Annotated in this window: 13 protein-coding genes; 3 read left to right on the top strand and 10 right to left on the bottom strand. The window is 65.5% G+C overall.

Going from position 1 to position 18,433, the window contains the following annotated elements; all coding sequences use genetic code 11:
• Position 1: 1 nt before the first annotated feature.
• The 9 genes from B5483_RS15285 to zwf all read right to left on the bottom strand — a co-directional run bounded on the left by B5483_RS15285 (position 2) and on the right by zwf (position 12,580).
• A complete protein-coding gene (locus tag B5483_RS15285; RefSeq protein ID WP_054944447.1) occupies positions 2-1,021 on the bottom strand; it encodes an arginine N-succinyltransferase in 1,020 nt (339 codons plus the stop codon).
• Positions 1,021-2,223, bottom strand: coding sequence for a hydrolase (locus B5483_RS15290; protein WP_079731053.1), 1,203 nt, complete (start codon positions 2,221-2,223; stop codon positions 1,021-1,023). The genes B5483_RS15285 and B5483_RS15290 overlap by 1 nt, the downstream gene beginning before the upstream one ends.
• Positions 2,220-3,638 carry a succinylglutamate-semialdehyde dehydrogenase gene (gene astD / locus B5483_RS15295; protein ID WP_079731054.1) on the bottom strand — a complete coding sequence of 473 codons (1,419 nt, stop codon included), beginning with the start codon at positions 3,636-3,638 and terminating at the stop codon, positions 2,220-2,222. The genes B5483_RS15290 and astD overlap by 4 nt, the downstream gene beginning before the upstream one ends.
• Positions 3,635-4,666 carry a 2-oxoadipate dioxygenase/decarboxylase family protein gene (locus B5483_RS15300; RefSeq protein ID WP_079731055.1) on the bottom strand — a complete coding sequence of 344 codons (1,032 nt, stop codon included), beginning with the start codon at positions 4,664-4,666 and terminating at the stop codon, positions 3,635-3,637. The genes astD and B5483_RS15300 overlap by 4 nt, the downstream gene beginning before the upstream one ends.
• Before the next feature lie 183 nt (positions 4,667-4,849).
• Positions 4,850-7,636 carry a phosphoenolpyruvate carboxylase gene (locus tag B5483_RS15305; RefSeq protein WP_079731056.1) on the bottom strand — a complete coding sequence of 929 codons (2,787 nt, stop codon included), beginning with the start codon at positions 7,634-7,636 and terminating at the stop codon, positions 4,850-4,852.
• Entirely contained in the window at positions 7,633-8,259 is a 627-nt protein-coding gene (gene eda, locus B5483_RS15310; RefSeq protein ID WP_054944442.1) for a bifunctional 4-hydroxy-2-oxoglutarate aldolase/2-dehydro-3-deoxy-phosphogluconate aldolase, read from the bottom strand. Before eda ends, B5483_RS15305 begins: the two co-directional genes overlap by 4 nt.
• Positions 8,256-9,230 carry a glucokinase gene (locus B5483_RS15315; protein ID WP_054944465.1) on the bottom strand — a complete coding sequence of 325 codons (975 nt, stop codon included), beginning with the start codon at positions 9,228-9,230 and terminating at the stop codon, positions 8,256-8,258. Before B5483_RS15315 ends, eda begins: the two co-directional genes overlap by 4 nt.
• 14 nt (positions 9,231-9,244) lie before the next feature.
• The gene (gene edd, locus B5483_RS15320) at positions 9,245-11,059 is read right to left on the bottom strand and encodes a phosphogluconate dehydratase (RefSeq protein WP_054944441.1); all 1,815 of its coding nucleotides are present in this window, start codon (positions 11,057-11,059) and stop codon (positions 9,245-9,247) included.
• 78 nt (positions 11,060-11,137) lie between these two features.
• Positions 11,138-12,580 (bottom strand): glucose-6-phosphate dehydrogenase, encoded by a 1,443-nt coding sequence (zwf, locus tag B5483_RS15325; RefSeq protein ID WP_054944440.1) that lies wholly within the window; start codon positions 12,578-12,580, stop codon positions 11,138-11,140.
• 304 nt (positions 12,581-12,884) lie between these two features.
• Here zwf and B5483_RS15330 point away from each other — a divergent pair, with 304 nt between their 5' ends.
• On the top strand, positions 12,885-13,883 hold the full coding sequence (locus B5483_RS15330; RefSeq protein ID WP_054944439.1) for a sensor histidine kinase: 999 nt from the start codon (positions 12,885-12,887) through the stop codon (positions 13,881-13,883).
• A 50-nt stretch (positions 13,884-13,933) separates the two neighbouring features.
• On the opposite strand, the gene B5483_RS15335 is transcribed toward B5483_RS15330, so the two are convergent.
• Positions 13,934-15,361 carry an OprO/OprP family phosphate-selective porin gene (locus tag B5483_RS15335; RefSeq protein WP_054944438.1) on the bottom strand — a complete coding sequence of 476 codons (1,428 nt, stop codon included), beginning with the start codon at positions 15,359-15,361 and terminating at the stop codon, positions 13,934-13,936.
• Positions 15,362-15,710: 349 nt separating this feature from the next.
• On the opposite strand from B5483_RS15335, the gene B5483_RS15340 reads away from it, so the two are divergent.
• Complete coding sequence (locus B5483_RS15340; protein WP_079731057.1) at positions 15,711-17,114, top strand: porin; 1,404 nt, start codon at positions 15,711-15,713, stop codon at positions 17,112-17,114.
• A gap of 265 nt (positions 17,115-17,379) precedes the next feature.
• A complete protein-coding gene (locus tag B5483_RS15345; protein WP_079731058.1) occupies positions 17,380-18,426 on the top strand; it encodes a substrate-binding domain-containing protein in 1,047 nt (348 codons plus the stop codon).
• Positions 18,427-18,433 lie beyond the last annotated feature (7 nt).

Consider the following 18,433-nt stretch of genomic DNA (forward strand, 5'->3'; position numbering starts at 1 on the left):
CTCAGGCAGGGGCGTAAGTCACGGCGTCGCCGATGCCCACGCCCAGCAGCTTGGCCGCCGGTTCGTCGAGGCTCACCCCGCCTTCGGTCTCGGCAAGGTGCCCGAGGCAGGCGCGAAAGCCGGCAAGGTGGCCGGTGGAGACGAGGTGCGAGGGGCCTTCCTCGACATTGGCCGTAATCAGCGCGACCTTGGCATCCTTCGCCTCGCGGATGGTGCGGATGCTGTCGGTCTCGACCATCATCGACGGGCCGCCGTCGAAGATGTCGATGTAGTTCTGGAAGGCGAAACCCTCGCTCTCGAGCATGCGCATGGCCGGGCGGCCGGAGAAATGGGGCTGGCCCATGACCTGCCGCGCGCCTTCGGACAGCAGCGCGGTGTAGATCGGGTGCTTGGGCATGAGGTCGGCGATGAACTGGTTGCCGTGACGGGCGTTGAATTCGTCGGCATCGCGAAAGCTCATGTCGAAGAAGCGGCCGGCCAGCCCGTCCCAGAACGGTGAATTTCCGGCATCGTCGATCGCTCCGCGCAGTTCCGCCAGGGTACGGTCGGCGAACCGGGCGCGGTGGGCGCGGATGAACAGGTAGCGGCTGCGCGCCAGCAGCTTGCCCACGCCCGCGGAACGCTCGGTCGCATCGAGGTAGAGCCCGCCCACCTCGCTCGATCCGTCGAGGTCGGTACACAAGGTGAGCATCTCGGCCCGGAAAGTGCGATCCAGCTCCTTGGAGTGCTGGGTGATGCGCCCGATGCGGTAGGAATAGAACGGCCACTCGGTGCCGACCTGCGAGAAGATCTGGCAGGTGCCGTGGACCTTGCCGGTCTCGGTATCCTCGAGGATGAAGACGAAGAGATCGTCGATCAACGTATCCTCGTCACGGGCGAAGGCGCGGGCGGCGCGTTCCAGTTTCCCTTTCAGCGTCGGTTTGTCGGGCGGCAGATTTGTGAACCCGCCGCCGGTGCCCTTGGCCATGCGGTAGAGGGCATCGAGATCCTTTTCCCGGGCCGTGCGCAGCAGGAACGTCATCAGGCAACTCCGTGTCTGTCGAGGCGGTGCATCACCAGCGCCGTCAATTGCGCGCGGGCATCGAGCGAGTCCGCCAGCAGGAACTCGTCCGGCGAGTGGATCGCGCCGCCGCAGGCACCCATCGTGTCGATCACCGGCACCCCGCAGGCGGCAATGTTGTTGCCGTCGCACACGCCGCCGGTGTCTTTCCACGTCATCGCCTGCCCCAGATCGGCAGCGGCCTGCGAGACGAGGCCGAACAGCTTCTCGGTCCTTTCGCCCACTTGCTTGGGAGGGCGCGAGACGCCGCCGTGCAGGTTGACCTGCACTTCGTGGCGGGCGGATACTTCTGCGATTGCCGTTTCGATCATCTGCCCGGCGTGCTCGGCCAGTTCGGGCGTGCGCGGGCGGATATTGAAATGAACGATGGCAAGGTCGGGCACGGTATTGTTGGGCGCGCCGCCCTCGATCCGCGCCGGGTTGACCGAAAGCCCCTCGCGCTTGCCTGCCGCCAGCCGTATGGCAAGTTCCGAAGCCGCGACGATGGCATTGCGCCCGTCCTCGGGATTGCGCCCGGCATGGGCGGACCTGCCCGTAATCACCGCGGCATAATTGCCCGAGCCGGGGCGCGAGCGCGCCATGATGCCGCCGGGAAGGGCTGGTTCATATGTCAGTGCAGCCAGCTTGCCTTCGGCGAGACGGGCGATCAGCGACGCCGAAGACAGCGAGCCGGTTTCCTCGTCGGCATTGATCATCACGTCGTAGCCCAACGTGGGCTCGCCGCGCTCATAAGCATCCAGCCCTGCCAGCATCAGCGAAAGGCCGCCCTTCATGTCTGCGGTACCGGGGCCGTGGAGCGTATTGTCGTCTAGCCAGTCGCACGTCTGGAAGGGGTGGTCCTTGGCATAGACCGTGTCCATATGGCCGGTCAGAATCACCCGGCGCGCGGCCCCGGGCCGCACGGAGACGACGAGATGGCGGCCATGCGCGACCTCGTGCACCTGGCCCTTGGCATCGACTTTTTCGACCGGCGCGGGCTCGACCAGCGATACCTCGCCCGGCAGCACGGCAAAGGCATCGGCAAGGCGCGAGGCCATGGCGGCAAGGCCCTCGAGGTTGCCGGTGCCGCTGTTGATCGCGGCCCAGTCCAGCGTGCGTTCGAGGATCGGCGCGCGCTCGACCGGCGCCAGCAGGGTGCGTTCGTCGTGCGTCAGCCCGGTCATCGACGCAGCATTCCGTCGAGCGCGCCCATATTGCCGCTCGGGTCGGAGGCTTCGAAGCTTGCCATCGGGTAAGCGCAGTAGTCGGCGGCGTAATAGGCGCTGGGGCGGTGGTTGCCGCTCTCGCCCAGACCGCCGAAGGGCATCGAGCCTGCCGCGCCGGTCGTCGGCCGGTTGCGATTGACCACACCCGCGCGGCTTTCGAGCACGAAACGCTGCCACAGCGCGTCATCGGCGCTGACAAGCCCCGCGGAAAGGCCGAAGCGGGTGTCGTTCGCCGCTGCCATCGCGGCATCGAAGTCCGCCACGCGGCACACCTGCAGGACCGGGGCGAAGATCTCTTCGTCCGGAACCGATACGCCGGTTACGTCGAGCATGGCAGGGCGCACGAAGGCGTCGCTGCGGCCCTCGATGCCCGCGAAGGGCCTGATCACCTGCGCGCCGCGATCGACCAGTCCCTCGAATTGGGCGCGGGCCTTGGCGGCGGCGCCGTCCGAGATCAGCGGGCCGATGTAGGGCTCGGGCGTCTCGTCCCACGCGCCGATCAGCAGAAGCTGCGAAAGGCTCGCCACGGCCTCGACAAGGGCGCTCCCGAAGGCGGTATCGGGCACGATCAGGCGGCGCGCGCAGGAGCAGCGCTGTCCGGTGGTGACGAAGGCGGACTGCACGACGATGGCCGCGGCTTCGTCCACGTCGCCGTCCCATGCAACGAGCGGGTTGTTGCCGCCCAGTTCCAGCGCGAGGATGACATCGGGCCGGTCGGCGAAGACGTGCCGGAAATGCGCGCCCGCACCGGCCGAGCCGGTGAAGAGCAGACCGTCGATCGCACCGGAAACCAGCGCCTCGCCGGTTTCGCGCGCGCCCTGGATGCACTGGAACACGCCTTCGGGAAGACTTGCCTCGGCCCAGGCATCGGCCATCGCCGCGCCGGTCGCAGGTGTCATCTCGGAGGGCTTGAAGACAACCGTGTTTCCCGCGAGCAGCGCAGGGACGATGTGGCCGTTGGGCAAGTGTCCGGGGAAGTTGAACGGGCCGAGTACCGCCATCACGCCATGCGGGCGATGGCGCAGGATAGCTGCGCCGAAGGGCATGTCGCTGCGCTTTTCCCCGGCGCGTTCGGCTTGCGCGGTGATCGAGATGCCGACCTTGCCGATCATCGATCCCAGTTCGGCGAGGCCTTCCCAGCGCGGTTTGCCGGTTTCGCGGCTGATTATCGCGGCGATCTCTTCCTTGCGCGTTTCCAGCACGGCCCTGAAGCGCTGGACGGCAGCGACCCGTTCTTCGACGGGAAGCGCGGTCCAACCCGGAAAGGCCTGGCGCGCGCGGCGCAGCGCGGCGTCCACTTCGGCCCGGCCGGCAGGAGCGCCTTCCCAGACCAAGGCGCCGGTTGCGGGATCGATCGACTGAATATGGCTCATTGCTGCCTCGTGACTGCGAAGATGCCGGTGGCGTTCCCGGAGTCGAACGTCAGGTCCAGCATACCGGTTGCAGGATCGATGTCTCGGGTGATGAATTCGTAGAACGAGCCGGGCACCTCGCGCCTGATCTCGGAGCCGTCGGCAAGGCGGAACGGGCGCTCGACCTTGTCGGCAAGGATCGCGGTCTGGCGCACGCGGCCGTTCTGCGAAATCTCGACGCTGGGCTTCATCGGATAGCCTTGCTCGCGCAGGTCCTCGGCCAGCTGGACGACGTCGTCGGTGCGCGTGGTGGCGTGATTGAAGGCATTGCCTTCGGTCGCGATCCAGGCGGCTTCCTTGCTGTGTTCGAGCAGGGCTTCGTAGTCGGCGAGAGCCGGTGCCGGGTGCTGGCGTTCGAAGGCGCGCAGGGCTCCGGCAACGATCGTCGCCGCCTGTTCGGGCGAGCAGTCTCCCTGCGCCTCCAGCGCCTGCAACGCCGACCACGCTGCCGTGCCGAGGGGATCGCGGGAATAGCCGAACACGCGATCTGCAGCCGCCTGCGCCGTCTCGGGCAGTTCGTGGACATGAAGTTCGGAGACGAAGAACTGCGGCACCGCTTCGGGCAAGTCGCGATGGACGAGGGCGCGGCCGGTCATCTTCAGCTTGGGCAGCGGGTAGAGTCCACCGACTTCGTAGCCCATCGGCGCGAGGAAGCGGGTGAAGGCCTCGCAGCCCGAAGGCAGGTCGCCGGTCGCTCCGTCGATGGTGCGCAGCGCGCCATGGTCGAAGGCGATCGTTTCACCTTTCGCGCGGATCTGCGCGACGTAGCGGGCGGCCGTCGGGACCCGCTCAAGCAGGTCGAGAAACAGCGCGGCGTTGAGCGCCATGGCCACTTGCGCACGGGAGGGCCGCTCGTCCGTGCCCTGCAGCGCCGGGTCTATCGAAAGCGTCGTTAGTGCGAACTCGGCGCGGTCTTCACCGACGGTGGAAGCGAGCAGGCGGAACAGGGTCCACTGACTGGTGATGGCGGTGCTGGGGGCGGCAACCATGGCATCCTCGTTGTTTATTTATTGCGCGTACTTGCAATATATGTAACGCGCAGGGCGAAGTCCACCACCGCGCGAAACTTCGCGCAAATGGCTGGAAACCCGCTTTTTTCGAGGATGTCTTGAAGGAACCGTGCGGCAGCCGCCGGGCGGAACACCTCTCCGCCCGGCGCGCCGTGGTATACGTCAGCCGTGTGCGCCGAATTCGTTGGCGATGGCGGTCGTGATCCGCAGGCTCAGGCCATAGGACCGGGCGATCGGATCGATGTAGTCGCGGTGGATCTGCGAGTAGCCCGAGGCGCTCGAGTCCGGATAGTCGCTGGGCAAGTCGACGCTGAAGTCGTTGATCGAGGGGAAGCTGATCGGGAAGGCCCGACGCAGCTGGGCAAGACCGTCGTCGACGCGCAGCGTGAAGAACATCTCCAGCACATCCTCGCGGCTGATGTCGTTGGCGCGGCTGAAGGCCGGGACCATGACCGCGCGCAGGAACATGTGCTTGAACAGCGCGATGCGCAGCGACTGCAGAACGCCGAGGCTGCGACGGGTATGCTCGCGGTCGGGCAGCGGCGATTCGTCCGGGATCAGGTCGAGCAGGCGGTGAAGCTTCATCGCATCGACCCGCAGGCGCGAGGCGAGGCGGCGGAACACGCCGGTCCGGTCGTCCTTGGTCAGGTACTCGCCGATCTTGAGGCAGGCGTCGGAGATGTGCTGTTCGTCGCCGCGGTAGGGGCGGCTGGCCCAGTAGGCCGAGTTGAACAGTTCGCCATAGGCCGCCACCGTCTTGATCGAGCCGAGCGCATTGGCCGCGCGGGCGAGCCGGATGAGCTGGCGTCCGCGTTCGCTTTCGATGAGCAGGCTGGCGATTTCCTCGATGTTGCCGTCCGACGCCGTGCCGATGCCTGCGATCACGTTCACCGGATAGCCCAGCTGCTGGAGGATTGCGTTGTGCGGGATGGCGCGGATCTGGCGCAGGCTCATCGTCCTGTCGCCGGACAGGTCCGACTGGCGGCGCGACTTGCGGCTGCCGGTATCGTTGAGCAGGCCGAGCCCGAAGGCAGTGATTGCGCGCGAGTAGGTGTGGCTTTCGAGGTGATCGTGCTGGACGCCGCGGATCGCCCGGTAGAAGTCGAGGCTGAGGTCGGTGCGGCGATAGAACACGTCGGTCGGTGTGTTGGTGTCCGCGCCCCACAGCGGCTTTTCGGCCATGCGGGTGAGCGTTGCCAGCGCCAGTTCGTCCGATCCGAACCAGAGGTAACCATCGCCGCCCTGGAACGAGACTTCGGGCTCCAGCCTGATCCCGGCGCGCAGGAAGCGGCGGCGGGCCCAGGGCGACATCTGCCAGTCGAAGCGGTCCTCGATGCTGGAAGGATGGGCGCCGCGGCCCATGGATTCGCCGCCGGTATTGAAGATCAGCGCGGCAACGTCGGTCATCGCATTCGCGGCCATCGCTTCGGCGAGGCGGCCCTGCAGGCGTTCGATGGCCAGCGCTGCGGGGATCTGGCCGACGAAGCGGCCCGCGTCGGAAAAGCCGGTCTGGATCGAGACGCGCCCGCGCTTGCGGGCATATTCGCGATAGGCCGGCTCGGACAGCACCGCGTCGAGGAAGCGACCGCCGTGTTCCAGCGCGCTTTCGGTCTCGAACAGGGGCGAGACGTCGACCTTGTCGTCGATCCCGAACATGCGTGCGAAGTAGAGGGCGGCCAGCACCGTGGTCGGCTGTTCGCATTCCGCCACGAGCATGCGGATCGGGGTATCGGAATCGATGTGCTGCAGGATCTGCGCCATCGCCAGGAACTGGCGCACTGCCGTGCTGTTCTCGATCGCCAGCGCCGCGAAGTTGGAGCGCAGCGGTTTCACTTCGGCCAGAAGCTCGCGCATGCGCACCAGCGCGGCCTGGCTGGCGAGGCTGAGCTTGCCGTCCGGATCGATGCGGCGGCGGATCGCGTTCTGGAGCTGCGAGGAGTTCACCCGGAAGTGGATCCAGCCCATGCCCAGGCCATCGGAGCGCATCGCGGCGGCCACGACGAGCAACTGGCGCCCGATGTCCTGATCGGCGTGACGGGCTTCTTCCTCTAGCTCGGCAATCACGCCTTCGAGGCTGACGAGCTTGTCGGGGTGTTCGGCGGTCAGCGCATTGGCCGCAGCCGAAAGCGCTTCGGGCTGGGACAGGTCCTCGGCAAAGCGCGCGGCCATTTCGGTTGCGAGCTGGCCCGCCCGTTCGAGCCGCTCGGCAATCGCGGGCTCCATCGACCTCAGGTCCTGCGCATAGCTGGCCAGCCGCATCGCCTTTTCCTCGAGGCGGTAGCGGATCGAGGTGGACCACGAGATATCGGTGCGCCCGTCCATGTCGTAGCCGACCCAGGTGGCGAAGCGTACCGGCATCGGCTGCAGGCTCTTCCAGCGCTTGGGCCATCGGGCGGCGGCGATGTCGAACAGGCGGGCGCTGATCCGGTCGCGCGCCTTCTGGCCGCGGCTGAGGGCTGCCATCGCCTTTTCGTGTTCGTAGTCGAGCGTGATCATGTCGCGTTCGGGCGAGGCGGCGCAGACCGATGCCTCGCTGAAATCGCCGTTTGAGGCCGAGTGGGTTACCGCTTCGGTCTGTCCGGCGGTGAGCAGGAACGTGGGGTGCGCGGTGAAGACCACGTGAGCCGCCGGGCGCTGCCAGCGGGCGGCGAACTCGGTGAAGTCTTCTTCGTTCGCGATGCTGTCGATCCGCGCGTCGTTCTCGGCGACGGGGACCGGTTTGACCAGGCGGTCGAGCCGGGCAGCGCGGGCCCGCAGGCCCTCGCATTCCATCTCGGCGACCAGCCGCTCGATGTCATCGAGCGACATTTCGCCGTTCTCGAGCTTGCGCGAAAGCTCAAGCCCGAGCTGGAAAACCGGATTGTAGAGCGGGGTCTGCGCCGTCAGGGGGTGCAGTTCCCGCAGGCGGGCGTTGAGGTCTTCGACCGTGTTCAACGCCGGCCCGCTCATCGTGCGAGCCCCGCTGCAGTTCTTGCGTCCGCTTCGATCTTCTTGGGATCGGGCTTGCCCTTGGGGACCATCCAGCTTCCTCCGACGCAGATTACGGCATCGAGGGCGAGCCATTCGGGCGCATTGGCAGGAGTGACGCCGCCGGTGGGACAGAACCTGGCCTGCGCCAGCGGGGCGGAGATCGCCTTGAGTGCGGGCGGTCCGCCGGCCGCCATCGCCGGGAAGAACTTCAACCGGTCGAAGCCCATGTCGAGTGCGAGCATGATGTCGCTGGCATTGGCGGTCCCGGGCAGGAACGGGATTTCGCGCTTGAGCGCCGCTTCGCCGAGGCGGGGGGTGAGGCCGGGCGAGACGATGAATTCGGCGCCGGCGTCCAGCGCCTTGTCGAGATCGTCGGGATTGAGCACGGTGCCGGCGCCGACGACGGCACCGGGAACCTGCTTCATGGCCTTGATCGCTTCGATCGCGCAATCGGTGCGCAGCGTCACTTCCAGCGCGGGCAGCCCGCCGGCGACGAGCGCTTCGGCAATCGGCAGGGCGTGTTCGATATCTTCGATGACCAGCACCGGGATCACCGGTGCGAGGCGCATGACCTTTTCGACCGATGCGGAAAGGTTGCTCATGCAGTATGCTCCCTGACGAAGGCGGCAGCCGCGCCGAACAGGCCGGGCTGCGGATGGGTGATCAGCTTGACCGGCAGTTTCGCCATCATGCCGGCAAAGCGGCCCTTGGCGCAGAAACGGTCGGAAAAGCCTGACTTGAGAATGGTTTCGCGGATCCGATAGCCGAGCCCGCCGGCGATCACGACGCCGCTGGCGCCCTGCGCGAGGGCATAGTCGCCCGCTGCCGCACCGAGCGAGAGGCAGAAGCGGTCCACGGCTGCGGCGGCAAGGCTGTCCTCGCCGGAGGTCCCGGCGGTCCAGATCTCGACGTCGCTCAGTTCATGGATCGCGCGCCCTTCGAGCGCGGCAAGCGTCTGGTAGATGTCGACGATGGCAGGGCCGGAGACGACACGCTCCACCGAAACGCGGTTGTGGCGCTTGCGCAGTCGGGCGAGGATGGCGTCCTCGATCTGGTCGAGCGGGGCGAAGTCGATGTGGCCGCCCTCGGTCGCCTGGACGTGATAGGTGCCCTTTCCGTCCCGCCAGAGATGGGCGACGCCAAGGCCCGTGCCCGGGCCGAGCACGCTCACCGTTCCCGACGCGGGCAGCGGCGTGTTTTCGGGGCCGGCCAGATCGAGGAAATCGTCCTTGGCGGCGCAGGCCACGGCATGGGCCACGGCAGCGAAGTCATTGACGATGGTGTGCCGCGTCGCGCCCAGTTTCTCCTCGATGAGGGCAGGGCGGATGATCCACGGGTTGTTGGTGAAGTGGATCACTTCGCCGCCCACCGGTCCGGCCACCGACATCGCGACCGCATCGGGCAGGGTGCCGCCGTTCATCTCGCGAAAGGCTTGCCAGGCGAGCTGGAAGCTGGCGTGATCCTTGGTGTGCAGCGTGGACGGCTCGCCCAGCGTGATCGCTCCGTCCGCGTTCACGCTGGCGATGGCGAAGCGGGCGTGGGTGCCGCCGATGTCGACGGTGACGAGTTCCATTTCGGCAGCCACCGTTACAGACCTGCCACTTCGAGCATGGCCGAACCGCCCTGTTCGGCGCCACCGGCGCTCATCCGGAACATGGCGAAGAGTTCACGGCCCATGCCCATTTCGGCGGCAGGCGCCGGGGCCGGTTCGCGGGCGGACAGGTCGGCCGTCGTCGCAAGCGTCCCGTCCTCGGCGGAGAGGCGCACCACGTCGCCATCGCGCAGCAGGGAGAGCGGTCCGCCGCCAAGCGCTTCGGGCGTGACGTGGATCGCCGCAGGAACCTTGCCCGAAGCACCGGACATGCGTCCGTCGGTGATCAGTGCGACCTTGTGGCCGCGGTCCTGCAGCACGCCAAGCGGCGGGGTCAGCTTGTGCAGTTCGGGCATGCCGTTGGCACGCGGCCCCTGGAAGCGCACGACGACGACGACGTCCTTGTCGAGTTCGCCGTCCCTGAACGCCTGGGTGACGGCTTCCTGCGTTTCGAAAACGCGGCAGGGCGCCTCGATCGTCCAGCGTTCCTTGTCGACCGCGGACGTCTTGAAGGTGGCGCGGCCGAGGTTGCCGGAAACAAGGCGCATGCCGCCGTCCCGCTGGAACGGGTCGGAGACCGGGCGCAGCATCGTATCGTCGCCGCTCTTCGCAGGCGCGGAAGTCCAGGCGAGGGCTTCGTCCATCAGCACCGGTTCCTGCGCGTAGTCACGCATGCCGCCCGGCGAGACGGTCAGCACGTCCTCGTGGGCAAGCCCCGCGTCGAGCAGTTCGCGGACCACCCAGGCCATGCCACCGGCGGCATGGAAGTGGTTCACGTCGCCCGAGCCGTTGGGATAGACGCGGGTGATCAGCGGCACCGCCGAGGAGAGTTCCGACAGGTCGTCCCAGTCGAGGACGATGCCGGCCGCGCGGGCCATCGCGGGCAGGTGGATGGCGTGGTTGGTCGAGCCGCCGGTTGCGAGCAGGCCGACGCAGGCGTTGACGATGGCCTTTTCGTTCACGACTTGCGCCATCGGGCGGTAGTCTTCGCTCTTGCGGCCCATTCCGGCGAGGCGGTGGACGGCGGCTCGGGTGAGCGCCTGGCGCAGCGGCGTGTTCGGCGGGACGAAGGCCGCGCCCGGCATGTGCAGGCCCATCATCTCCATCATCATCTGGTTGGAGTTGGCAGTGCCGTAGAAGGTGCAGGTGCCGGCCGAATGGTAGCTGGCGCTCTCGCTGGCGAGCAGGTCTTCACGCGTGGCCTTGCCTTCGGCGTAGAGCTGGCGGGTCTTCTGCTTTTCCTTGTTGGAAATGCCGCTGGGCATCGGCCCCGAGGGCACGAAGACGGCGGGCAGATGGCCGAAGCGCAGCGCGCCGATCATCAGGCCGGGCACGATCTTGTCGCAGATGCCGAGCAGGGCCATGCCGTCGAACATCGCGTGGCTCATGGCGATCCCGGTCGACATGGCGATGGTATCGCGGCTGAACAGCGAGAGTTCCATGCCGTCGAAGCCCTGGGTGACGCCGTCGCACATGGCGGGCACGCCGCCGGCGACTTGCGCCGTTGCGCCCACTTCGCGGGCCCAGAGCTTCATCTGCTCGGGATAGCGGCCATAAGGCTGGTGGGCCGAGAGCATGTCGTTGTAGGCGGTGACGATCGCCAGGTTTTTGGCGCTGCCGGTGGCAATGGCGGACTTGTCCTCGCCGGCCGCGGCAAAGCCGTGGGCCAGGTTCGAGCAAGAAAGGAAACTGCGGTCCGAATGGCGGTCCGCCTCGCGCGCGACGAGATCGAGGTAGCGGGCGCGGCTGTCCTTCGAACGCTCGATGATGCGGTCGGTAACCCGAGCCACTGCCGGGGCGAGATCAGTCATTATGTCACTCCTGCTTTCGGGCCTTGCTCCTCTCCCCCTCAGAGCGCGGTCCTTTTGCGGTCCTGCGACCGCTTCTGTTTATTCGTGCCAGGTAACGCCGTCGCGTTCGGCGAGGGCGATGGCTGCCGAAGGGCCCCAACTGCCGGCCGTGTAGGTCTTGGGCTCGAGCCCCTGCTCGTCCCAACCGGCGCGGATAGCATCGATCCAGTCCCACTGCGCCTCGACTTCGTCGCGGCGCACGAAAAGCGTCTGGTCGCCCTCGATCAGGTCGAGCAACAGGCGTTCGTAGGCGATGCGCCGCTGCGGGCCGGCAAAGGCATCGGGCATGGTGATCGCCAGCGGTACGCTGCGCAGGCCGATGCCTTCGCGGTCGAGGCCGGGGATCTTGGCCATCAGCGAGAGGGTGATGTTCTCTTCGGGCTGGATGCCGATGACGAGGCGGTTGGGCACCGTCTTTGCGCCGCGACCCGAGAAGATAGAGTGCGGCACGTTGCGGAACTGGACGACGATCTCGGTCGTGCGGCGGGGCAGGCGCTTGCCGGTGCGCAAGTAGAAGGGCACGCCCTGCCAGCGCCAGTTGTCGATATGCGCCTTGATCGCGACGAAGGTCTCGGTGTTCGAATCCTTGCCCAGTTCCTCGTCGTAGCCGGGCACGGCCTGGCCGGTGATGGCGCCGGCGCGGTACTGGCCGGTGACCGTTTCGCTGACGTTGACCTTGCGCAGGCTGCGCAGGACCTTGACCTTCTCGTCGCGCACGTTGGTCGCGTCGTAGGACACCGGCGGCTCCATCGCGACGAGCGCGAGAAGCTGTAGCATGTGGTTCTGGACCATGTCGCGCAGCGCGCCGGAATCGTCGTAGTAGGCCACGCGCGATTCCAGGCCGACGGTCTCGGCGACGGTGATCTGGACATGATCGATGTGTGCCGCATTCCACAGCGGCTCGAACATCAGGTTGGCAAAGCGCAGCGCCAGCAGGTTCTGGACCGTTTCCTTGCCCAGGTAATGATCGATCCGGTAGATCCGGTCCTCGGGAAAGGCCGAAGCGACGGCATCGTTGATGACGCAGCTGGACGCCAGATCGATGCCCAGCGGCTTTTCAAGGCCGATGCGCACTTTTGGGCCGGCAAGACCGCTGTTCTGGAGGCCGTGAATCGTCGGCTCGAACAGGCTGGGCGCGGTCGACAGGAAGATCGAGAGGCCTTCTTCGGGCTTGCCGACCTTTTCGGCGAGCGCCTTGAAGCCGTCCATCTCGTTTGCGTCGAGCGCCTGGTAGCTCAAGCGGTTGAGGAACGTGGCCATGCCGCCGCGGCGGTTGGCGGGCAGGAACTGTTCCAGCGACTGGCGTGCGAAATTGCGGAACGACTGGTCGTCCATGTCGGAACGCGCCGTGGCGATGATCTCGATGCGGGGATCGAGAAGCTCTTCGGCATCGAGCGCACACAATGACGGCAGCAGCATCCTGCGCGAAAGATCGCCAGTGGCACCGAATAGCAGCAGGCGATCGGAAGTGAATTTCGTCACGTATACGTTTCCATCATGGACAAGGTGCGCCGGGGCAGACGCGCATGGGAAATGGCGAGCGCATTGACCCTCGCAAATGCAGCATATCAAGAGTGCCCTGAGAACGCTAGGTTACCGGCATACGAATTCCCGGCACACCCCTGTTTTCGATCCCCTCTAGGCCGCTGAAATGGAAGCAAACGGGTAAAAGCTGTCAATGCTTTGGTGCGCGCCGTTCCCATGTGGCGATCGCTGCCATATCACTGTCTTTCGAGTTTCCTACGCTGGCGGGCCCCACGACCGGGGCAACAAGGAGAGCGCATTCATGACGGTGGAGGGTGTCGGCCTTCTGGAACATCTGCAGACGCCCGCCATGGTCGTGGCGAGAGGGCAGGTCCGCTTTGCCAATTCCGCGGCCAAGGCGTTGCTGGGCGTGCATATCGTCGGGCAGGATGTGCGCATTGCCATTCGCGATCCCAAGGCGGTGGCCGCGATCCTCAGCGACAAGGGCGGAACCGCGCAGGTCTCCGGGCTTTCCACGGGCGGCAGCGTCTGGCAGGTCGATTGCCGGGTGCTGGGTTCGAACGAGCGGCTGGTCAGCCTCTACGATCTGTCAGAGCGGGTCAGCGTCGCCAAGTCCCATGCCGACTTCGTCGCCAACGCCAGCCATGAACTGCGCACGCCGCTCGCCAATGTGCTGGGCTACGTCGAGACCCTGATGAATCCCAAGGCGGGTGGCGACGAAGGCGTTCGCCAACGCTTCCTCGAGACGATCCGGCACGAGGCGCAGCGCATGCAGTCGCTGATTTCCGATCTCATGTCCCTGTCACGGATCGAAGCGGTCAAGCACGAGGTGCCCGCCGATCGCGTCGACATGGTCGCGCTCTCGCATGAAATTGCGGGGGAATTCCGCACCGGGGCGACCGTCACGGTCAGGTCGAACTGCGAGAAGGCCGTCATTGCCGGCGATCGCGGGCAGATCGGGCAAGTCCTGCGCAATCTCATCGATAACGCGCTGAAATACGGCAAGGCCGAAGGTCCGGTCGAAGTCTCGATCGAGGCGGCGAGTACCGGCTGGGTCCTTGCTACCGTACGCGACGAGGGCGAGGGCATTGCACCCGAACACCTGCCGCGCGTGACCGAGCGCTTCTACCGCGCCGACACCAGCCGCAGCCGGGCCGTTGGCGGGACCGGGCTGGGCCTCTCTATCGTCAAGCACATTGTCGAGCGTCACCGCGGCCGCTTCGATATCGACAGCCGCCCCGGTGCCGGGACGACTGCCTCGATGATGCTGCCCTTGCGCGAGGAGCAGCCGGCGGAGTAAGTCTGGCAGCACGGCGGCAGAGACGGTTGTCCCCACCGCCGCGGCGATCGTCAGAAGTCGAGTTCGAAGCGGGTGCCGATGACCTGCGCGTTGTAGTCCCGATCACCCGAGGGCAGGGCCGTCGCGCCGCTGTAGTCGAGCAGCGCATAGTTCACGTTGAAGCGCAGGTTCTCGATCGGCGACCAGATCAGGCCGACGATGTAGCCGTTCTGCGTTCCGCCGCGGATGTCGCGGCTGTTGAGGTCGAGCCAGTCGTAGCGCAGGTTGACCTGGATCGAGCCAATGCCGTCCTTGCCCAGCGGATGGGCCGGTGCCGACGAAGAGAAGATGCCGTCCTTGTAGCCGCGGCTGTCGCCCGAGGTGAGGAAATAGCCCACTTCTGCATAAGCGCCGCGGAACGTCACGTCGGGAAGGCCAATGCGATTGGCGCGCTGGGCGTGGACTTCGCCCACACCGTGCCAACGGCCTGAGATCGCGGCGAGTTCGAGGCCATAGTGCGTTTCGTCCGACAGGTTCATTGCCGGGGTCCCGATCAGGCGGGTATTCGTGGAGTGGACGAACGGGCGCTGGCGATAGCGCGTGGTGCTGTCCTCCAGGCGGTTGAGCTTGCGCCAGTGCGCCGAGCCGCCGAAGTGCAACTGGGTCTTGCCGATCTTCGGCGCGAAGACGAGGCGGCCGTCGAAGCTGATCGAGTTGTTCTCATCGCCGCCGTTCGCGCCGTCGCTGCTGTTGGAAAGCGCGCCGATGTCGTCGGTGAACACGCCGACCTGTGCCAGTAATGGCCCGCGCGAGTATTGCGCTCCAAGGCCGAGGCGACGTTCGAAATTGAACGCATCGGTGAATGCCGCGCGCTCCATGACGCTGCCGGTGGTGTCGCCGGTGAGTTCGTCGAGCGATTGGAAGCTGTTCTGGTTGCCGAGCGTGATCAGCCAGGGGCCCTTGGAATAGCTGAGATACGTATCGACCAGATCGACCGAGTTGTCTGAGAGTTCCAGCTCCAGCTTGTATCCGAATCCTGCCCCCAGCTTGCCCTGCGCGCCCAGACGGATGCGGCGCATCTCGTTCGAGAAGCCAAGGCCCCTGTCGGCAAGGCTCGAGGGTGCCGAGACATAGTTGGCGTCGGCCTGGATGCGGCCCTTTACCTTGAACTGCTTGTCGCCCTCAGTGAATTGCGGGCTGCCCTTCCATGCAATCTTCGTGGCGGGCTTGGCGGCCGGCTTTTCGCTCGCGGCCGGCGCTTCAGCCTGCGTGGCCGGAGAGGTTGAAGCGACTGCGGCCGCGCCGGTCTGTGCGGGCGTACCGGTCTGATCGGCGCCGGTTGCAAGGCGGCTCTCGAGCGCTTCGAGTCGCGCGCGAAGTGCTCGGATTTCCTCGCGCATGTTCTGCGCTTCGGCATCGCCGATCTCTTGCGCCATCGCAGACGCGGGGAAAGCAGCGATAACGGCTGCCAAGGCTGTCGTGGCCAGAAGTCGGCTCATCTTCGTCAAACTCCGCATTGTGCCCCCGAGGTATGTCCTCGGCCCAATGGGGTTGGGCCAATATGACCTCTCAATGACAGTTTGGTGACAAACATGACTGCATTGTAACAAAATATTGACGGAACGAAGGCGGTTTGCCCGATCTGACGCTGTGCATCCGCGCAATCCCCTAGGCCTTCCCAAATCGGCAGACACAATTTGTAACTATGTGCGTGAACCAGCCGGTCTGCTCGATCGGTTCAATCGTGGTTTGGTCGCAATCCCCAAAACCGAATGTCCGGTCGTTGTTGCATGTACATCGCTCGTGGGTCGCCGAACAAAATATATCGGAAGTATAAGGACAGGTTCAGTGAGAAAATTTCAGGCAATCTCGGCTCTGGCCGTTGCCGTGTCTGCCGGTTGGGCGCTTCCCGCACAGGCGCAGGTGGCCAATTCGGCGGCAGTTCTGGAAGAATTGAAGGCCATGCGCGCCAAGATGGAAGCCATGGCGCAACGTATCGACAGTCTCGAATCTGAACTTGCACAGGCCAATGCGAAGGTCGAAGTCGCCAGCCAGTCCGCACAGGCTGCAAGCGCCACGGCCATTTCGGCCAAGGAAACCGCGCAGAAGGCAATTCCGGTCAAGGTCGACTGGAAGGGGGCGCCCAAGTTCAGCAATGACAAGGGCTGGAGCTTCAAGCCGCGCGGTCGAATCCAGCTGGACGTCGGCGGTATCGACGCACCTTCCGGCCTTTCCAGGAATGCCAATGCCTCGCTCGGCACTTCGACGGAGCTGCGCCGCGCGTGGCTCGGTGTCGAAGGCACGATGCCTGGTGGCCTCGGCTACCGCTTCGAAGCCGACCTGACCAATTCCAGCCTCGCGCTTGCAGATGCCTACATCAGTTACAAGGCGAATCGGAACCTGACCTTTGTTCTGGGCAACCAGCGCCCGTTCACCGGCCTTGAGGACATGACCGCAGTCCTCAACACGACTTTCATGGAACGCAGCGCCTTCAGCCAGGCTTTCGGCTTCGAGCGGCGGATCGGCCTCGCCGCGAACTACAAGACGAAGGACGTGCTCGTCGAAGCGGGCGTGTTCTCGGATGACACCGCCAGTCTGAGCACTGACACGAACAGGAACTGGAGCGTCAATGGACGCGTGGTGTTCATGCCCAAGCTGGGCAATGGCTCGCTGCACCTGGGTGCGTCGGCGCAGTATCACGATTTCGCCGGTTCGGTCGCGAGCACCCGCTATCGTACGCGCCCCTTCCTCCACGCAACGAGCGTGCGCTTCGTGGACACCGGCACCATCGCAGCCACTGGCGAGCGCCGCTACGGCGTTGAAGCGGCCTACATGACCGGGCCGTTCCACGCCGTTGCCGAGGGCAATATGATCAGGGCGGCGCGCCCCGGCATGAGCGATCCGACGTTCAAGGGCGGTTACGCCGAAGTCGGCTACGTCATCACTGGTGAGAAGGCGCCGTACAAGGACGGGGTCTTCGATCGCCTGCGTCCCGCCAAGGGCATCGACGTGGGCGGCATCGGCGCGATCCAGGTCAACTTGCGCTACGATCACCTGGATCTCAACGATGCGGAAATCGTCGGCGGTCGCCAGGAAACGGCGGGCGTGTCGGTGGTCTGGGCGGCGACAAATTACCTGCGATTCGTGGCAAACTACGGGCACCTGTGGCTGCGCGATGCGGCGATCACCGCGGATGGCGATGATCGCTATGGCGTCGATGCCATGGGAATGCGCGCCCAGATCGATTTCTGATCCTGGGCCGGATGAATCGGTTCGCCCCGCATTCGGGGGGCGCTGATTCCCTTGCAAGGCCAAGCGTCTACTTATAGACCAGCCCCCGATCGGCCGACGTTGCCGATCGGGGGTTTCCGGTTTGCGGACAATTGCGCCCCTTGCTGGAAAACGGAAGATCTTTCCGCAATTTGAAGGGATGCAGCACAATGTCACTTCATCGTCATAGAAGTGTCATTGTACCCCAATAGGGGCGTCCCAGAATTGAAGCCCAAGGGGTATTGCCATGCATACGACCAAGACTTTCTTCATCGCCGCGGTTTCCGCCATGGCGCTGTCCGCTTGCGGCGGCTCGGGTGGTTCGTCCTCCGGCGCGCGTGACCAGATCAAGGCTGTCGGCTCGTCGACCGTCTATCCCTTCGCGACCGCGGTCGCCGAAGCCTACGCCAAGTCCACCGGCGAAAAGTCGCCCGTGATCGAATCGACCGGCACCGGCGCCGGCATGAAGCTGTTCTGCGCCGGCGTTGGCGCCCAGCACCCCGACATCGAGGACGCCTCGCGCCGGATGAAGAAGTCCGAGTACGAGATGTGCCAGAAGAACGGTGTGACCGACATCGTCGAAATCCAGGTCGGCATCGACGGCATCGCCTTCGCCGAAGCCAAGAACGGCCCTGGCATGAAGCTCACCCCGACCGACATCTACAAGGCGCTGGCCGCCAACCCGTTCGGCAAGCCCAACACCGCCAAGACCTGGAAGGACGTCAATCCGTCGCTCCCGGCCGAGCCGATCCTCGTTTACGGCCCGCCGTCGACCTCGGGTACGCGTGACGCTCTCAAGGAACTCATCCTTGAAGCCGGCTGCCAGACCGATCCGGCGATGAAGGCACTCAAGGACAGCGACAAGGACAAGTACGAGGCGACCTGCCACGACATCCGCGAGGATGGTCCCTACGTCGACGCCGGCGAGAACGACAACCTGATCGTTCAGAAGATTTCGCAGAACCCGAAGGCCATCGGCATCTTCGGCTACTCGTTCCTCGAAGAGAACGCCGACACCATCAAGGGCATCGCGATGTCCGATGTGGAGCCGACCTACGAGACGATTTCGAACTTCTCCTACCCGGGCGCCCGTCCGCTCTACATCTACGTCAAGAAGCAGCACCTTGCCCCGATCAAGGGCCTTCAGGGCTACGTCGAGGAGTGGGTGAAGCACTGGGGTCCCGATGGCGACCTCAAGGCGAAGGGCCTGATTGTCGCGCCGGAAGACGTGCGCGCCAAGAATGCCGAAGTCATCGCCAACATGACCCCGCTCGACCCCTCGGTCCTCAAGTAAGCGTGTA

Source organism: Novosphingobium mathurense, assembly GCF_900168325.1.
GTDB classification, from domain to species: domain Bacteria; phylum Pseudomonadota; class Alphaproteobacteria; order Sphingomonadales; family Sphingomonadaceae; genus Novosphingobium; species Novosphingobium mathurense.